This window comes from Phocaeicola dorei, assembly GCF_013009555.1.
Lineage (GTDB): Bacteria > Bacteroidota > Bacteroidia > Bacteroidales > Bacteroidaceae > Phocaeicola > Phocaeicola dorei.
This window is the reverse complement of the sequence record NZ_CP046176.1, coordinates 882,385-899,145: the sequence shown is the minus strand read 5'-3', so window position 1 is coordinate 899,145 and position 16,761 is coordinate 882,385. Positions and strand designations below refer to the sequence as shown.

11 protein-coding genes and 1 pseudogene are annotated in these 16,761 nt (G+C 42.7%); 4 read left to right on the top strand and 8 right to left on the bottom strand.

The window, feature by feature from the left end; translation table 11 throughout:
- Positions 1-4: 4 nt before the first annotated feature.
- Complete coding sequence (locus GKD17_RS03485) at positions 5-1,393, bottom strand: hypothetical protein (RefSeq protein WP_007836184.1); 1,389 nt, start codon at positions 1,391-1,393, stop codon at positions 5-7.
- Positions 1,394-1,687: 294 nt separating this feature from the next.
- Positions 1,688-2,719 (bottom strand): annotated as a pseudogene (locus GKD17_RS03480) (phage integrase SAM-like domain-containing protein); the annotation flags it as partial.
- 399 nt (positions 2,720-3,118) lie between these two features.
- Here GKD17_RS03480 and GKD17_RS03475 point away from each other — a divergent pair.
- Together GKD17_RS03475 and GKD17_RS03470 are read left to right on the top strand one after the other, a co-directional pair.
- The gene (locus GKD17_RS03475) at positions 3,119-3,580 is read left to right on the top strand and encodes a GNAT family N-acetyltransferase (protein WP_005848970.1); all 462 of its coding nucleotides are present in this window, start codon (positions 3,119-3,121) and stop codon (positions 3,578-3,580) included.
- A gap of 194 nt (positions 3,581-3,774) precedes the next feature.
- Positions 3,775-4,002 (top strand): hypothetical protein, encoded by a 228-nt coding sequence (locus GKD17_RS03470; RefSeq protein ID WP_007836193.1) that lies wholly within the window; start codon positions 3,775-3,777, stop codon positions 4,000-4,002.
- Positions 4,003-4,237: 235 nt separating this feature from the next.
- On the opposite strand, the gene GKD17_RS03465 is transcribed toward GKD17_RS03470, so the two are convergent.
- The 3 genes from GKD17_RS03465 to GKD17_RS03455 are packed head-to-tail and all read right to left on the bottom strand — an operon-like array spanning position 4,238 to position 8,986.
- Positions 4,238-5,581, bottom strand: a complete 1,344-nt coding sequence (locus GKD17_RS03465; RefSeq protein ID WP_005848990.1) for a citrate/2-methylcitrate synthase — start codon at positions 5,579-5,581, stop codon at positions 4,238-4,240.
- A 12-nt stretch (positions 5,582-5,593) separates the two neighbouring features.
- Entirely contained in the window at positions 5,594-6,739 is a 1,146-nt protein-coding gene (gene icd / locus GKD17_RS03460; RefSeq protein ID WP_007836194.1) for an NADP-dependent isocitrate dehydrogenase, read from the bottom strand.
- A gap of 3 nt (positions 6,740-6,742) precedes the next feature.
- Complete coding sequence (locus tag GKD17_RS03455) at positions 6,743-8,986, bottom strand: aconitate hydratase (protein WP_032936420.1); 2,244 nt, start codon at positions 8,984-8,986, stop codon at positions 6,743-6,745.
- Between the two features lie 171 nt (positions 8,987-9,157).
- Between GKD17_RS03455 and GKD17_RS03450 the strand changes: the two genes are divergently transcribed.
- Entirely contained in the window at positions 9,158-11,050 is a 1,893-nt protein-coding gene (locus tag GKD17_RS03450; protein ID WP_007836196.1) for an AAA domain-containing protein, read from the top strand.
- A gap of 187 nt (positions 11,051-11,237) precedes the next feature.
- Here GKD17_RS03450 and GKD17_RS03445 read toward each other — a convergent pair whose 3' ends face one another.
- Both GKD17_RS03445 and GKD17_RS03440 read right to left on the bottom strand, forming a co-directional pair.
- Entirely contained in the window at positions 11,238-11,612 is a 375-nt protein-coding gene (locus GKD17_RS03445; protein WP_007836198.1) for a thioesterase family protein, read from the bottom strand.
- A gap of 234 nt (positions 11,613-11,846) precedes the next feature.
- Positions 11,847-12,713: a PepSY-like domain-containing protein gene (locus tag GKD17_RS03440; protein ID WP_007836200.1), complete on the bottom strand. Its 867-nt coding sequence runs from the start codon at positions 12,711-12,713 to the stop codon at positions 11,847-11,849.
- A gap of 273 nt (positions 12,714-12,986) precedes the next feature.
- On the opposite strand from GKD17_RS03440, the gene GKD17_RS03435 reads away from it, so the two are divergent.
- A complete protein-coding gene (locus GKD17_RS03435) occupies positions 12,987-15,128 on the top strand; it encodes a DNA topoisomerase 3 (RefSeq protein ID WP_007836205.1) in 2,142 nt (713 codons plus the stop codon).
- A 137-nt stretch (positions 15,129-15,265) separates the two neighbouring features.
- Here GKD17_RS03435 and GKD17_RS03430 read toward each other — a convergent pair whose 3' ends face one another.
- Complete coding sequence (locus GKD17_RS03430) at positions 15,266-16,693, bottom strand: methyltransferase RsmF C-terminal domain-like protein (protein ID WP_007836211.1); 1,428 nt, start codon at positions 16,691-16,693, stop codon at positions 15,266-15,268.
- Positions 16,694-16,761: the final 68 nt, after the last annotated feature.

The following is a 16,761-nucleotide window of genomic DNA, read 5'->3' as shown; positions in this document are numbered from 1 at the left end:
AATATTATTCTTTATTTTTTATTGATTCCCACAATTGGATAAAAAAACTTTCTATGTTGTCCCATCCAGTAATCAAATTATCTGCTTTAGGGTAGAAAAACTCGTTATGAACATATGCATTCAATGATTCGATTGAAAGAACTGAATTTTTATCATTTATTTCAGACCTTATGCCCTTTGATAAGTCATTACTCATTGTTCCTAATTGGGTCATATGATTTAAGACTTTACCAACTTTCCCTTGCAAACTTTCACCAGAAGAACAAGCTGTAATAGCATTGTTTCTTACTAAATCAAATTTCTCCAAATAGGCATCAACAGATAGTTCTAAAAATACTCTTAAAAGGACTGAAGATGCATTGGGGCATGTCTTGACCTGAACATGTTTTAGCTCCTCGAAAATTTTATTAATTTTCGGGTTACTGATATGTAAATTCAAAGACTTGGGCACTAAAGCTCCTCTGTTTCTTGTTTTCCTGTTTTTATCCCCTTTTATTTCTTGTTTCTCGCTATTTCTTGATGCTTGTTCTTTATTGTTTTCAATATCTTGAACACTCCATTGTTCAGATGCTTCATTAGACAAATCTGGCTTTTGACTCTTGTCAAAATTATCAATATATTGCTTTCTTTTTTCTCTGTTATAGATATCAGAAACTTTGAATTCCGGATTCAGAATGTCTGTAACAACTTTTAAAAGCCCCTTAATGACTTCGGACACTTTAACCTTTGAAACTAAAATTCCATTGTTAATTTCCAAGCCAAGGTGTTCTCTAACATATGGATCCGACATCAAACGTTGCAAGTTGGTAATGTTTAATTTAGATAATGAATCCTTAATCGTATCAGAAACCTCTTCTTGTGATTTCAGCAAAGTGATAATTTGCAATGGAATTGATGATTTTCCTTCTGTCTTCTCCTCGAATCTTTGCTTTTGTTGAGCGTTCCAAGTGACAGTTCCGATACCATTAAGTTCTCCAGAGTGTTTACGTTTTATCCATATATCAGCTTCAGTAGGGGTTTCAAAAACAGCACAAGCAATATTCTTCAATTCAGAAATAGCATTAGGTTTTTCTTTTTGTAATTTCTGAAATTTCTTCCTTAAAGGAGAGTATTTGTCATCTATTAGTGTCGGATTATTTAATAGTTTTAATGACGTTATTCGCCTATTTCCTTCAAGTACAACATACTTATTGCTGTCTTCGTTGGGTGTTACAATAATCAAATCGACGGGGCTAAGACCATTGGTTACAATATCGTCCACAAGAGAATATAATTTATCCCCTTGATCCTCTATCATCTTATCTATTGCTTCTTTTTGTGATGATAAAGGCTCAAATCTATAATTTTCCGTATTGACAAATAGTGATGTCAATTTTATCATTCTTATAACCATGGCAAAACCAATACTTGTTAGTTTGCAAAGTTACTCATTTTTAGTGAAGTTAGCAGTATTTGAACAATAAAAATGCACAGGAATCTGCGATTTTGCACGATTTTGCAGGATGAAGTTTATTGTAAATCAATTCTAATCACTATCTTTGCATTGCAAAAAGGCGTTCTTTTGATTTAATGCAAGACGAGGTAAAATACAGAACTTCACTCGTTTCCAAATCGTTACCTATCAAGAAACTAATCTTTGCAATCTATTCAAATTCAGCGACAAAGGCAATTCAATATGCCTGCTTTAATGCCACGTGACGTTCTTTTCGATACCGCACTTCTTCGCTATTGCTTTGATGCCGTTCTTGCAGTTGGCGTAACAGGGAACTGGCAGCAGTTTGTCCCTTTCGGCCATGCCGTCGTATTTCTCGATGATGTGTCTGGCAACGTCCAACAACCGGATATTCGTTTCGACGCCTGTTTTCTGGCAGTTCGTGTCGATCCACAGATGCCCGTCGAACGAGGTGCGCAGGTTGGCTTTCGTCAGGTTCGCCATATCCGTCCAGCTCAAACCCGTAAAGGTGCAGAAGATGAACAGATCGCGGATCAGCTCGTAGCTTTTCTTTTTGAATGTGCCGTTGATCAGGAGTGTGATTTCCTCTTGGGTCAGAAAACCCCGTTTGGTCTCCTCCTTCGTGATGCTGTACGCGAAGAACGGGTCGCGCTGCAACAAACCGTTATTGACGGCCATATAGATTATTTTCCGGAACGGCATCATATAAGACCAGACCGTGTTGTTGCAGTGATTCTTTTCTACCCGCAGGAACAACTCGAAGTCCGTGATAAATGCCGGAGTAAGCTCTTTGAACGCGATGTCGCTGACCTTATACCGCTTTTCGACGAACTCCGAGAGGTGTTTGTACATGGTGCAGTATTTCCAATAGCTGCGCGGGCTTTTGAGCTTGCCCACCTGCTTCCCGTAATCCTCGTTGTGCTGACGGAATACCGCCAGTAGTGTTTCATGGTTCATCCCCAAACCGAGATAGGCGTTGCGCACTTTCTCGGCGGTAACATAATTATCCCGGTCGGCGATCTTCTGGTAGGCTTGGTTGATACCTACACGGATTTTATCCAGCATACGGTTGGCCTCCTGTGCAGCGATGCTGCGGCCGGAGACACGGCCTAACTCCACGTTCCACGACTTCTCCTCCACGTCCAGCTTGCAACTGAACTGGGCTATTTTGCCGTTTATCGTGATACGGCACATGACGGGAATAAGCCCGTCCTTTTTCGGGGCATTGCATTTCAGATAAAACAAAACTTTGAATGTCGATCTCATAACTCTACGATTTTTAATGAAACAAAATTATTACTTGTAGAGCTGTTCGACGAAATGCAGACCGCAGCGAATCAGTGCAATCGAGGCGGAAAACAGACTTTTTTCACGGCAGCAAGCCCAAAATCCGAAAATCCGACCGTTTTTACAGTCGAAGATTCCCGAATCGTGCCTGTAATTCAGCGTTTTGAAATCCTCCCAAAACCGCCTTTACCATTCGGAACAGAGTAACGGGATGGTAACGCAACTCCGGTTTCAATTGGCTTCGAGAAGGGTTTCGCTTGGGTTCATCTTTGCAGTCAAATTCTCGCTAAAACCTTTATTTTCAACCTTCTTGAACCTATCCGCTCTAACTCTCGTTTTTATCACTATCTTTACCAATAAATTTCAAACGAAAGTTCTATGACACAAGATAATTCAATTGTAATTAGAGAATATTTGACGACAGATAAAGAAGTTGTCATGAATTTAATTAAATTAAACACACCCAACTTCTTTGCAAAAGAGGAAGTTAATGATTTGAGCAATTATTTGGATAAAGAAATAGAGCTCTATTATGTCTTGCTCGTTGACGGGAAAGTGGTTGGATGCGGCGGGATAAATTTCGCAGAAAAAAGAACCATTGGAAAAATAAGTTGGGATATTATGCATCCCGACTATCAAGGCAAATCTTTAGGTAAAAAGCTTTTAAGATACAGAATTGAGGTTTTAAAGGCTATTCCCAGTATCAAAAAAATAACAGTCCGAACCTCGCAATTAGCATATAAATTCTATGAAAAGCAAGGATTCACACTGAATGAAATCAAACGCAATTATTGGGCTGACGGTTTTGATATGTATAGTATGCAATATAATGAATTATAATTGTAACATATTCAATAGTAACGTATCATCCCACACGTTATTAACCTTCCGGCATACACGTTACTAACCTTTCAAACGTCTTGTTCTTTTTTTTAAAGGCCTTGTTCTTTTCAGAAAAGAACAAGACGTTTTCATTGAAAGAACAAGAGCTTTTTAAAATTTGACCTGTTGTTTTTTCCCATAACGGTATCTACATGCCGAAACGCCTTATTTTTACTTCAGATCTTTCAGCCATTCCGCAAACGCCCTGCCCGTCGGCATTCCGGCTGAAGGATATGCATTGTGAAATGTTTCAGCCGGAAAATATCCTTCAGAAAAACCAATTCCCTAAGAACTGGAAGAACACCGGTCTGGCTGAAGGATTCCCGAACCCAATTCTTCAGCCGAAAAGCCGACGGACAGGGCATTTGCGAGCAGGCTGAAAGATTTGAAGGATTTTTCAAGGTACTCTATATAGAGTATTATGAACGACCATATCTCACTGAAAAAAGTAAGATATCTTCGTGGAACAAATATGTGGTGTTACTTTGCTCGGAAACATATCTTACTTTGCCCACGAAGATATCTTACTTTTCTTTACAACAATACAGACCTTATTGCCTCCAAGCTAAAACAATAATACCAAAGCTTATCGCCAACCGAGGTGCCTCTAAACCGTTATCTCTGTTTCAAAGGCACATATTCCAGTTCTTCCAACACATTCTTGTATGCCGGACGAATAATGCGTTTTCCTTCAAAATTCAGCTCCTCATTGCGGTGTGCGCACCACCCCACGATACGAGCCATCGCAAACAAAGGTGTAAATATTTCCTGTGGCAGACCAATCATTTCATATACGAAACCTGAATAGAAATCGATATTGCTGGACACCGTCTTGCCGTTATTCTTAATCTTTCCGAACATAGCAATGGCACGTTCCTCCAACAATTCCAGGAAGGCAAATTCTTCTTCCTTGCCTTTTTCTTTTGCCAAGTCACGAGCCAATTCTTTCAACAAAATAGCACGAGGATCGGATATCGTATAGACCGCATGGCCAATACCATAAATCAGACCGGACTTATCATACGCTTCCTTATTCAACATACGGGTAAAGTAAGTATCAATTTCGTCCACATTCGTCCAATCCTTGATATTTTCCTGCAAATGATGGAACATATCCGCCACCTGGATATTTGCCCCTCCATGAAGCGGACCTTTCAACGAGCCGATACCTGCGGCGATGGCCGAATAAGTATCCGTACGGCTGGACGAAACTACACGGACGGTAAAAGTAGAGTTATTACCACCTCCGTGTTCAGCCTGAAGTACCAACAGCAAATCAAGCGTGCGCGCATCAAGTTCCGTATAATCCTTTTTCAACATATACAGGAAGTTTTCTGCGATAGACAGTTTTTCACGCGGATGACGGATATGCAACGAACGACCATACGTGGCATGGCGCAACATGTTATAAGCGTATGCAATAATGGTCGGGAACTTGGATATCAAGTCAATACTCTGACGCATCAGGTTATCACGCGAAGTATCATCCGCCTGCGGGTCAAAACGGTACATTTCAAGCACGCTACGGGCCAGAATGTTCATAATGTTATTTCCCTCCAACTCAATGATATTCATTTTGGTCTTCTGTTCCAACGGAGTATTGTCATTAATCAACTCACAGAAAGAAGCCAACTCTTCCTTGTCAGGCAAATGACCGGACAATAACAGATAAGCCACCTCCTCAAAACCAAAACGTTTCTCCTTAATGATACTATGTGCCAAATCTTCCAAATCATACCCACGATAGAAAAGTTTGCCGGGAATCGGCTTCAATCCTCCGCCGGGAATACGTTCATACCCTACTACATTGCCTATCTTGGTCAACCCTACCAAAACACCAGTGCCGTCCTCGTTACGCAATCCGCGTTTTACATCAAACTTCTTGAACAATTCGTTCTCAATCCGGGTTGCATTCTTCATTTCCTCGGAGAGCTTGTAAATGATATATTCTTTCTTCATATCCGTGAGTTTTTAGGAGTTTATTCTTTCTATGATTTCTTTTGTAAATGCCGACGTGCCAAGCGAGACACCTCCGGGCATAAAACGGGCAAGGTCATGTGTGGCACGTCCCTCGCCAAAACTGGATTCCAAGGCATTCACTATCAGCTCCGCCACCTTATTCCAGCCAAAATGTTCCAACATCATGACAGCCGAGAGGATTAATGAACAAGGATTCACCACATCCTTTCCGGCAATATTGGGAGCCGTACCGTGAGTTGCTTCAAAAATGGCATGACCGGTATTGTAATTGATGTTCGCTCCGGGAGCAATTCCGATGCCGCCTACCATGGCAGCCAACTGATCCGAGATGTAATCTCCGTTCAAATTCAAGGTAGCCACCACCGAATATTCTTCGGGAATCAATAACGTATTCTGCAAGAATGCATCGGCTATGCAGTCTTTTATCACCAACTTGCCTGACGCAATGGCATCTCCGAATTCACGTTCCGCCAGTTCATATCCCCATTTCTTGAAGCCGCCTTCAGTAAACTTCATGATATTTCCTTTATGCACCAACGTCACTGACGGCAAGCCATGCTCCAAAGCATATTTACATGCCGCACGTACCAGACGTTCCGTTCCTTCTTTGGATACCGGTTTCACGCCAAACGAAGAACTTTCGGGAAAGCGCACCTTAGCCACTCCCATTTCATCATGCAAAAAACGATAAAACTTCTCAGCTTCCGGTGTTCCGGCTTCCCATTCTATACCTGCATAAATATCTTCCGTATTTTCGCGGAAAATATGCATATCCACCTTCTGAGGCTCTTTCACCGGAGATACCACTCCGCTGAACCAACGTACGGGGCGCAGACACACATACAGATCCAGCGTCTGGCGCAAAGCCACATTCAAGGAACGGATACCACCTCCTACCGGAGTAGTCAACGGACCTTTTATGCCCACACCATATTTCTTGAAAGCCTCCATCGTCTCATCCGGCAACCAGGAACCTGTTTCGTTGAAAGCACGTTCACCTGCCAGCACTTCTATCCATTCTATTTCGTGTTCGCTGCCGTATGCCTTTTTCACGGCTGCATTCACTATGGCTTGCATGGCTGGAGTGATTTCCACTCCCACTCCGTCGCCTGTAATATAAGGTACTGTCTTCTTCATTTTTTATCTTGCATTTAGAGCAGAGCCGGCACGGAACCAACCTATCTGCTGTTCGTTATAGGTATGTTGCACTTCAAAACTATCCTGAGTGCCATCTTCATGGTGTAAAGTCACAGTCAGATTCCTGCCGGGGGCAAAGTCCGCCAATCCGCTGACGGTAATCAAATCATGTTCTTGAATCTTGTCGTAGTCCGCCTTGTCTATAAAGGTCACCGCAAGCATTCCCTGCTTCTTCAGATTCGTTTCGTGGATGCGGGCGAAACTCTTCGCTAAAATAACCTTTACATTCAGGAAACGAGGCTCCATAGCGGCATGTTCACGACTGGAACCTTCACCATAATTTTCTTCTGCAACAACAATGGAGCTGATACCTTCAGCCTTATATTGCTTGGCTGTACCCGACACACCCTCATACGTATTTGTCAAACGGTTCCACACCTTGTTCGTTTCACCATTGAAAGCGTTCACCGCCCCCATCAGCATATTATCCGAAATATTTTCCAGATGACCACGGAAACGCAACCACGGACCTGCCATTGAAATATGATCTGTGGTACATTTACCTTGAGCCTTAATCAGTAAAGGCATATCCGTAAAATCCTTTCCATCCCATGCCGGGAACGGAGCCAATAACTGCAAACGTTGTGATTCGGGATTCACCTTAATTTCCACCTGTGCACCGGCAGGAGCCAAATAACCAGGATTTCCCTGAGTAAAACCGGTCGACGGCAATTCATCCCCTTCCGGAACTCTCAGTTTCACCTTCTCACCCTCCTGATTGATCAAAGCATCCTTCAACGGATTGAAACACAAATCACCTGCAATGGTCAGGGCCAGCACCACTTCGGGAGAAGCTACAAACGCATGTGTATTCGGATTACCGTCTGCACGTTTGGCAAAATTACGGTTGAAAGAGGTCACAATCGAGTTCTTGCGGAGCGGATCATCTGTGTGCCGCTTCCATTGTCCGATACAAGGGCCGCAAGCATTGGCCATTATAGTAGCTCCTATTTTCAGAAAAGCATCTATCATGCCGTCACGTTCGGCTGTAGCGCGAATCTGTTCCGATCCCGGATTAACAATCAACGGAGCCGCCACACTCAACTGTTTTTCATCTACCTGTCGGGCAATAGATGCCGCACGGCTTAAATCCTGGTAAGATGAATTGGTACATGAACCAATCAAGCCCACTTCCATTTTGCGCGGATAACCATGGGCCAGCACTTTCTCGGCAAACTCTGAAATAGGAGTAGCGGCATCTGGTGTGAACGGACCATTAATATAAGGTTCAAGTTCGGACAAATCAATTTCAATCACCCGGTCATAATAAGCTGACGGATCAGCAACCACTTCTGCATCAGCCTGCAAATCGGCAGACACTGCATCGGCCATTGCAGCTACCTCCTTACGTCCGGTCGCCTCCAGATACACCTTCATCCGTTCGTCATACGGGAAAAGAGAAGTCGTAGCCCCCACCTCTGCGCCCATATTACAAATAGTCGCTTTGCCGGTAGCCGAGAGTGAAGCCGTACCTTCTCCAAAATATTCGATAATGGCATTCGTCCCCCCTTTCACAGTCAGAATTCCAGCCAGTTTTAAAATGACATCTTTCGGAGAAGCCCATCCGTTCAACGCACCTTTCAAATGTACTCCGATCAGTTTCGGCATTTTCAGCTCCCACTCCATACCGGTCATGACATCCACCGCATCAGCACCGCCGACTCCGATTGCCACCATTCCCAAACCTCCGGCATTCGGAGTATGGGAATCAGTACCCACCATCATACCTCCGGGGAAAGCATAATTCTCCAGCACTACCTGATGAATGATACCCGCACCCGGCTTCCAGAATCCAATGCCAAAGCGCGAAGACACATCCCTCAGAAAGTCATATACCTCGCGGTTACTTTCTGTTGCTGTCGCAATATCCGGACCGGCACCTTTATATGCTTGGATCAAGTGGTCACAATGCACGGTAGAAGGGACAGCCACAGTCTCCTTACCGGCATTGATAAATTGCAGCAGCGCCATCTGTGCCGTCGCATCCTGCATAGCCACACGGTCGGGTCGGAAATTCACATAATCCTCACCACGTTTGTATTTCTTCAACAGTGCATCATCATACAGATGCGTGTACAGAATCTTTTCTGCCAACGTCAACGGACGCTGCAACACTGCTCTTACCCGCCCTATCTTCTTTTCAAAAGAAGCATAAAAGGCTTTTAACATGTCCAAGTCATATACCATATCCATCACAATTTATAATTATTACAGTTTTAGATTCTTTTTATTTTTGGCAAGATAGAAAAAAGAATTGAATTCTTGCGTAATCTATAATACGTTTAACAAAATAAAACATAAAGTGCTTTTAGAGGGATAATTATTATCTTTGCAATTCTTATAGAAAAAAGAATAAATATGAACCAGCATAAATCCCTCTCTACTATTATTAACAAATTACAACGCAAAGAGTTGTTGCTTCACATGGAATATAATTACGAAAAAGAAACTTTCAAGCAACAAACCGAAGCGATGGGCATCGACCGCAAAGTGAAACGTGGCATGTGCTGGTATCCTGTCAGCACAGGAAGAAGCTATTACAACTCTTTAAACCAACTGGTTATAGAGGTGGAAAGACAGGAGGACAAAGAAATAGAACATGTATTCGAATTCGGACGTCCTGTTTGTTTTTTCACTCAAGACGCCCCGGGAAACATCCATTATTTCAATTTCACAGCCACTGTGAATTATGTGGATGAGGACCGCATGGTCATCGTTCTGCCATCGGCAGACGCTTTACTCAGCATACAGGCAACCGAGCGTCAGTTGGGGGTTCAACTTTATTTTGATGAAACTAGTTACCGACTGATGTTTGAAGCCTTAAGCCAAGTTATTAAAGCAAAAGACAATCGTCTGGCAGAACTACGGGATATTTTCCACGGCACATTAAAAGCACAAACGTTCAGTTTTGGTTTCACTCGTTTCCCGTGGCTGAATAATTCACAAGAAGAGGCTGTGAACAAAGTAATGCATGCAAAAGATGTGGCCATTGTCCACGGCCCTCCCGGAACTGGAAAGACCACCACGCTGGTAGAAGCCATTTATGAAACGCTACACCGGGAAAACCAAGTGATGGTATGCGCTCAAAGCAATATGGCTGTAGACTGGATTAGTGAGAAACTGGTAGACCGGGGCATTCCCGTTCTCCGTATTGGTAATCCTACCCGTGTCAATGATAAGATGTTATCCTTTACCTACGAACGACGCTTCGAAAGTCATCCGGATTATCCGCAGCTTTGGAGCATCCGAAAGGCCATACGCGAACTCTACAGCCGTTCGCGCAAGGGAGCGGAACGGGAAAATATACGTCTGAAAATTAATTCATTGAAAGACCGGGCCACCGAGCTGGAGATCCGCATCAACGAAGCCTTGTTCAGTGAAGCCCGTGTCATAGCTTGCACATTGGTAAGCTCTGCCAACCGGGTTCTGACAGGGCGTAGATTCGGAACTTTATTTATAGATGAAGCCGCACAAGCATTGGAACCCGCTTGCTGGATCGCCATCCGCAAAGCAGACCGGATAGTCCTGGCAGGAGACCATTGCCAGCTCCCTCCTACCATAAAATGTGTGGAAGCTGCACGAGGCGGATTGGATCAGACTTTGATGCAGGAAATTGTGCAGAACAAACCGGAAACTGTTTCCCTGCTGAAGGTTCAATACAGAATGAATGATGAGATCATGCATTTCTCTTCGGAATGGTTCTATCAAGGGGAATTGAAATCCGCTCCCGAAGTAAAATACCGTGGGATTCTGGATTACGACACTCCTATAGAATGGGTGAATACGGAAGGAATGAACTGCAATGAAGAATTTGTAGGTGAAAGTTTCGGCCGTATCAATAAAGCCGAGGCGGCACTTTCCATTTCCCAACTGACCCATTACATTAATAAAATAGGAAAAGAACGTTTTTTGGAAGAACGGATTGATGTAGGACTGATTTCTCCTTATAAAGCACAAGTACAATATCTCCGCCAACTGATAAAACGGGATGCATTTTTCAAGCCTTACCGACACCTCATCACCATCAATACGGTAGACGGTTTCCAAGGACAGGAACGGGATGTGATCTTAATCAGTCTGGTACGTGCCAATGAAGACGGACAAATCGGTTTTTTGAATGATTTGCGAAGAATGAATGTCGCTATTACACGTGCACGTATGAAACTTATTATATTAGGAGATGCCTCTACGCTGACAAAACACCCGTTTTATAAGAAATTATACGAATATATCCTAGCACTGCAAGAATAAGAAAAAGGAGGACAGAACTCTAATAACACTGTTTTCCAGATTGTCATTAGTTTTGCTCTCCTTAAAGATTTTTTTATTAAAGCACATTCTTCATTCCTCTTTCTGATCCTCCCGTTATCGAAATAAACAATATTCAGAATCACAAAAGGACAGAAGATCTCAGTTGTGGTATAATTTCAAATAATTATTAAGACAATTTACTCATAAACTTCTCCTTGTCCACAATATAACGTACATGTGTACCTTCCCCAATCACACCCTTGCTATCTTGTGCCCGCACTTCAAAAGTAAGTTTTCTGCCTTCTACCTCTTTTAATACGGCAGTAGCCGAAACCGTATCTCCCACAGCCGAGGGCTTGATATGAGTAGTGTTCATCATGGCTCCTACTGTAGTAGAACCTTCGGGCAAACCGCCTGCCACCGCATTCATGGCAGCATTTTCCATCAACGCTACCATAGCGGGAGTAGCAAACACATTCAAATCGCCACTACCCATAGTGGCAGCTACATTTTCTTTTGAAACGACAACAGTCGAAGTATAAGTTAATCCTGTTTCCATCATGCTATTTTTTATTCTAAATGCAAATGTAACTGAATATCATATATCATACAAATCTATTTTTCCATATTTATCTTTTACCCTCTCATCAAAATCACAAAAATATGTATAACAGAAATACAAATTCCACACTCCAACTGCCTGCCACAAAAGTCATAATATTTGAGAACAAAAAAGCTGTCTGGCCCTAGTAAACAACCACCTGATTACCTAGCATAAGTCTATGGGATAATAAAATTATAACCAAGTACCGTCCTTATCTACCTTTGCTTTAAACTCTTTACCTGTCTGTTTGTTTTCCAAATCAAGTATATACCATTCATTATCAGGTGTCACTACATAATCAGCATCATCTATCACATAGTCTGAATATTTTTCCATAACCGATTTTTTTACCGCTTCCGGTAAATTTGCCACCTGTACATCCCAGCTTGTTCCCATCCATTCGTTCCGCTCATTGAAATAAACCTCTTTCTCTTTGTTTTCATCTAAAATAGTAACTTCCTGCAAACCTTTCTCACGTTCTATTTCCACAATTGTCGCATTAGGATATTTCTGCTTGACAATAGCTATAATGCCATTTGCATCAGGCTGCGGCAAATAATCATCATAATCTTCTTCGTATCCGGTATCTACAACAGTTTTTACCAATATGCCTGTAGACGAATAAAACAAATCCAGCTCAGACTCTCCTTTTTCTACCTCAATGACATAAAGAGTTTCCATTCCCTCACGAGTCAACTTATCCACATCATCCACCCGCCAATCAGCATATTTGCTTGCTTTATGGGCAGTAAGTATAGGTTCGGGAAGATTTTCATAACGAACATCTGTTTCTGTCATATACCAGGCAGCCGATAACGGATTGAACCATGCAGAATGCTCCCCACCATCCCAATTAAAATCTACTACAGCATAATCACCTTTCAGCTCCCATTCCACGTCTTTAGCTTGCGGATATTTTGCATTAAATGCAGCCTGTACTTCTTTTGAAACCAAATGTGTGTTTTCAGGAACATCGCTATTGTCATCATCACTACAACCACTAAAAGTTAGTGCAGCAGAAGCTGCGAAAAATAAAAATAACATCCAATTCTTTTTCATAATCACATTGTTTTATAGTATCTTTTTGATGCAAAATTCTTATAGGATTCTGAAAAGAAACTGAAATCATAAAGAAAAGTTCAAAAGACATTCGTCAAACAGCAAATAACAGAAAAGCCATACCTAATAGCCCACTTGCACTGAAATGACCTTGAAGCCCCCGATATCTACTTTTAAATTCTTATAAAAGAAGAACTAATAAAGACAAAACAAAATCTCTTCCGAGGTTTTTATTACCTTTGCAATCCTATTTGAACAGAAACGAAAAAAAATATGATAGTTTGTATTGCCGAAAAACCTTCCGTAGCCCGTGACATAGCGGATGTACTGGGAGCAAAAAACAAAAAAGACGGATATATAGAAGGAAACGGATATCAGGTTACCTGGACATTCGGACACCTCTGTACTTTGAAGGAGCCTCATGAATACACTCCCTCATGGAAAGCATGGAGCCTGTCCAGCCTTCCCATGATCCCACCTCGTTTCGGCATTAAGCTGATCAGCGATCCGGGCATTGAAAAACAATTTCGCATTATAGAAGGACTGATGCAAAATGCCGATGAAATTATAAATTGCGGTGATGCCGGCCAAGAAGGAGAACTTATTCAACGATGGGTCATACAGAAAGCAGGAGCACACTGCCCGGTGAAACGTCTATGGATTTCATCCTTGACTGAAGAAGCCATACGCGAAGGATTCAACAAACTAAAAGACCAAAAAGAATTCCAACCTTTATACGAAGCCGGATTAAGCCGTGCTATCGGCGATTGGGTATTGGGTATGAACGCCACCCGGCTCTATACCTTGAAATACGGACAAAACAGACAAATACTATCTATAGGACGGGTGCAGACTCCGACTCTGGCACTGATAGTAAAGCGTCAGCAAGAAATAGAAAACTTCACTCCGCAACAATATTGGGTGCTGGCTACTTTATACCGGGAAACCACATTCTCTGCCATCATCCGCAAAAGCGATGAGGAATTAGCTCAGGAAGAAAGCGACGCCAAAGAGAATCCCAAGAAAGCCAAAAAGGCTGAAGAGAACAGGGGAATTCCTCCCATCATTGATCTTGCTACCGGACAGGCACTCATGGAGCGTGTCAAAAATGTTCCTTTTACTGTGACAGAAGTAGCAAAAAAACAAGGAACAGAAGCCCCCCCCCGTCTTTTCGACCTGACTTCCCTGCAGGTGGAATGTAATAAAAAATTTGCTTATTCAGCCGATGAAACTCTAAAACTTATCCAGTCATTGTATGAAAAGAAAGTGACTACTTACCCTCGTGTAGATACTACTTTCTTAAGCGATGATATCTATCCCAAATGTCCCAATATATTGGCGGGACTAACTCCATACACAGCATTTACCGCTCCGTTGGCAGGACAAAAGCTCATCAAGTCCAAAAAAGTATTTGACAATTCAAAAGTAACGGATCACCATGCCATTATTCCTACGGGACAACCTCCTGTAAATCTGACAGAAATGGAGAAACGGGTATTTGATCTGGTAGCGCGCCGCTTTATTGCCGTATTCTATCCCGACTGTAAGTTTGCCACTACTACCGTAATAGGCGAAGCTGACAGTATAGAGTTCAAAGCCACAGGAAAACAGATTCTAGATCCCGGATGGCGCGTTATCTTTGCCAAACCACAAACCAATCTGCCTGAAGGTATGACCGATCCTGACGCAGAAGCCCGTGAAAGTGACGAAGAACACTCCTTACCCGCTTTTGTGAAAGGAGAAAGCGGGCCACATCTGCCCAAACTAGACGAGAAGTGGACACAGCCCCCACGGCCATATACAGAAGCAACTTTACTGCGCGCTATGGAAACTGCCGGTAAGCTGGTAGATAATGACGAGCTACGCGATGCATTAAAAGAAAATGGAATAGGACGTCCGTCTACACGCGCAGCCATTATTGAAACCCTGTTCAAACGCCATTATATCCGTAAAGAACGCAAAAATTTGATTGCAACCCCTACCGGAATAGAACTGGTGGGACTAATCCGCGAAGAACTGTTGAAATCTGCCGAATTAACGGGTATATGGGAAAAGAAACTACGTGAAATAGAAAAGAAAAGCTATGATGCAACGACTTTTCTAAATGAATTAAAGCAGATGGTGAGTGAAATAGTACACAGCGTTTTAAGTGATAATACAAACCGCCGTGTCACCGCAATAGAGGAAACAGCGACAAAAGCTGCAACACCCTCTACGGCCAAACAGCCTAAAAAAAAGACCGGCACCCCACGAAAAAACACTTCTTCAGCCACGTCCGCTCCCGCTATCCCATCCGATAACGAATTGGCGGGAAAAACCTGCCCGCTATGTGGCAAAGGAACGATTATAAAAGGAAAAACCGCGTATGGCTGTTCAGAATGGAAAAACGGGTGTACCTACAGGAAGTCGTTCTGACAACCACACTTTCCTTTGTACAAGGCCAACAAAATTTGTATATTATAGAATTCAAGCAAGTCTGTACCCGGAGAAGCATTGCGTCAGTCTATGAAAAGCAATATGCACAATCTTCCCGAACAAATTTATGGCTCCTTTTAGCATACAAAAGAAAGTTCTTCGGGCAAATAACCGCTTCGGATACGCCACTCCTGCGGATAGAGGTTATTAGCCCGATTACCAATGTTCTTGGCAAATCCCAATGGAATATTTTTATAAGTTAAAAGTATATAGCCACGCGGAACAGAAGCATCCAATGTGATCGCTTCTTTACGCAAATAAGCAATAGCTTGTTCATAGGTCAATTCAAAACAAGAGAAACCATCATGATTCAGCTGTGTGCTCATTGCCAACGAATGATCCGGTATCACGTCTTTTCCTTTCAACTCGCCTATAGTAACGCCCGCATGAACAACTTTTAATTCCTGTCGGAACAGGTCATATTCCGAAAGATGAACATTGGGGAATGCTATCACCTTCGTACCTCTTACCTCAAACCGGAAATCCTCTGCCTGCTTTAACCAACTTTTTACTTCTTTGGGAAAAGGAGCAACCTGAGACAAATTCCCTTTTTCTCCTTTCCTCTTCTTTTTCGTTATTTTCTCCTTGTCATCCCGACAGCAAATGCAAGGAACAGCATGAGAAATGGCGGCACTCTTCCTCAATACAGCCAAGAAAAATCCTTCTCCTTTTACTCTATGAGGCAAAAAACGATAAACAGGAAAATTCTGTCCCGCCAAATTTCCGATTATCCCCCATTCCGATACCACTGGCACTTTCAGTATCTCCGCCCCCAATTCATCAGCAATCCAAGCCACATTTTTCTCATCTTCTTCCCTATTATAAGTGCAGGTACTATAAATCAGCAGGCCACCGGGTTTCAAAGCCGGCCATATATCCGCTAAAATCCTACGCTGACGTTGCCAACAAACCTGCACATTGTCCGTACTCCATTCCTCTACAGCCACAGGATCTTTACGGAACATCCCCTCACCGGAACAAGGCACATCCGCCAAGACAACATCAAACACCTCTGTCAAAGAAGTGAAATCGGCCGGATCGTTGTTCGTCACCACAACTTCTACATTTCCCCACTTTATCAAATTTTCAGCCAATACCTGAGAACGGTTACGCATCACCTCATTAGCCACCAACAAACTACCTACGGGAAGAACTGAACGCACATGAGTAGACTTGCCACCGGGAGCAGCACATAAATCGAGCATCACCACAGGCCCGGTAATATAAGTGCGTAATACCTGTTCCACAAACATGGAAGACGCTTCTTGCACATAATAGCAACCAGCATGAAACAACGGATCGAATGTAAAAGTCGGTCGTTGCGATAAATAGACCCCTGCGGATGCCCAAAGTACCGGTTCTCCTGTAACTTCCCCACTCCACTTCGTACGATTGACACGGATACTGACAGGAGGCTCTGTCTGTAAAGCAGCTTCCAACGCACGATAAGTTTCTTCCCCCATCCATTCCAGGGTTCTTGCTTCAAATTCTGATGGTAATTTCATATTTCTTCCTTTTTATACTACAAAAATACGATGATATTTTGGGATTATCTGAAAATTTTCTGTCTATT

Coding starts and splice junctions, on each gene's coding strand:
- GKD17_RS03440 (WP_007836200.1), bottom strand. CDS start 12,713: ATGAAAAAGAATTGGATGTTATTTTTATTTTTCGCAGCTTCTGCTGCA.
- GKD17_RS03470 (WP_007836193.1), top strand. CDS start 3,775: ATGCCGAAACGCCTTATTTTTACTTCAGATCTTTCAGCCATTCCGCAA.
- GKD17_RS03450 (WP_007836196.1), top strand. CDS start 9,158: ATGAACCAGCATAAATCCCTCTCTACTATTATTAACAAATTACAACGC.
- GKD17_RS03465 (WP_005848990.1), bottom strand. CDS start 5,581: ATGAAGAAAGAATATATCATTTACAAGCTCTCCGAGGAAATGAAGAAT.
- GKD17_RS03475 (WP_005848970.1), top strand. CDS start 3,119: ATGACACAAGATAATTCAATTGTAATTAGAGAATATTTGACGACAGAT.
- GKD17_RS03435 (WP_007836205.1), top strand. CDS start 12,987: ATGATAGTTTGTATTGCCGAAAAACCTTCCGTAGCCCGTGACATAGCG.
- GKD17_RS03445 (WP_007836198.1), bottom strand. CDS start 11,612: ATGATGGAAACAGGATTAACTTATACTTCGACTGTTGTCGTTTCAAAA.
- GKD17_RS03455 (WP_032936420.1), bottom strand. CDS start 8,986: ATGGTATATGACTTGGACATGTTAAAAGCCTTTTATGCTTCTTTTGAA.
- icd (WP_007836194.1), bottom strand. CDS start 6,739: ATGAAGAAGACAGTACCTTATATTACAGGCGACGGAGTGGGAGTGGAA.
- GKD17_RS03485 (WP_007836184.1), bottom strand. CDS start 1,393: ATGGTTATAAGAATGATAAAATTGACATCACTATTTGTCAATACGGAA.
- GKD17_RS03430 (WP_007836211.1), bottom strand. CDS start 16,693: ATGAAATTACCATCAGAATTTGAAGCAAGAACCCTGGAATGGATGGGG.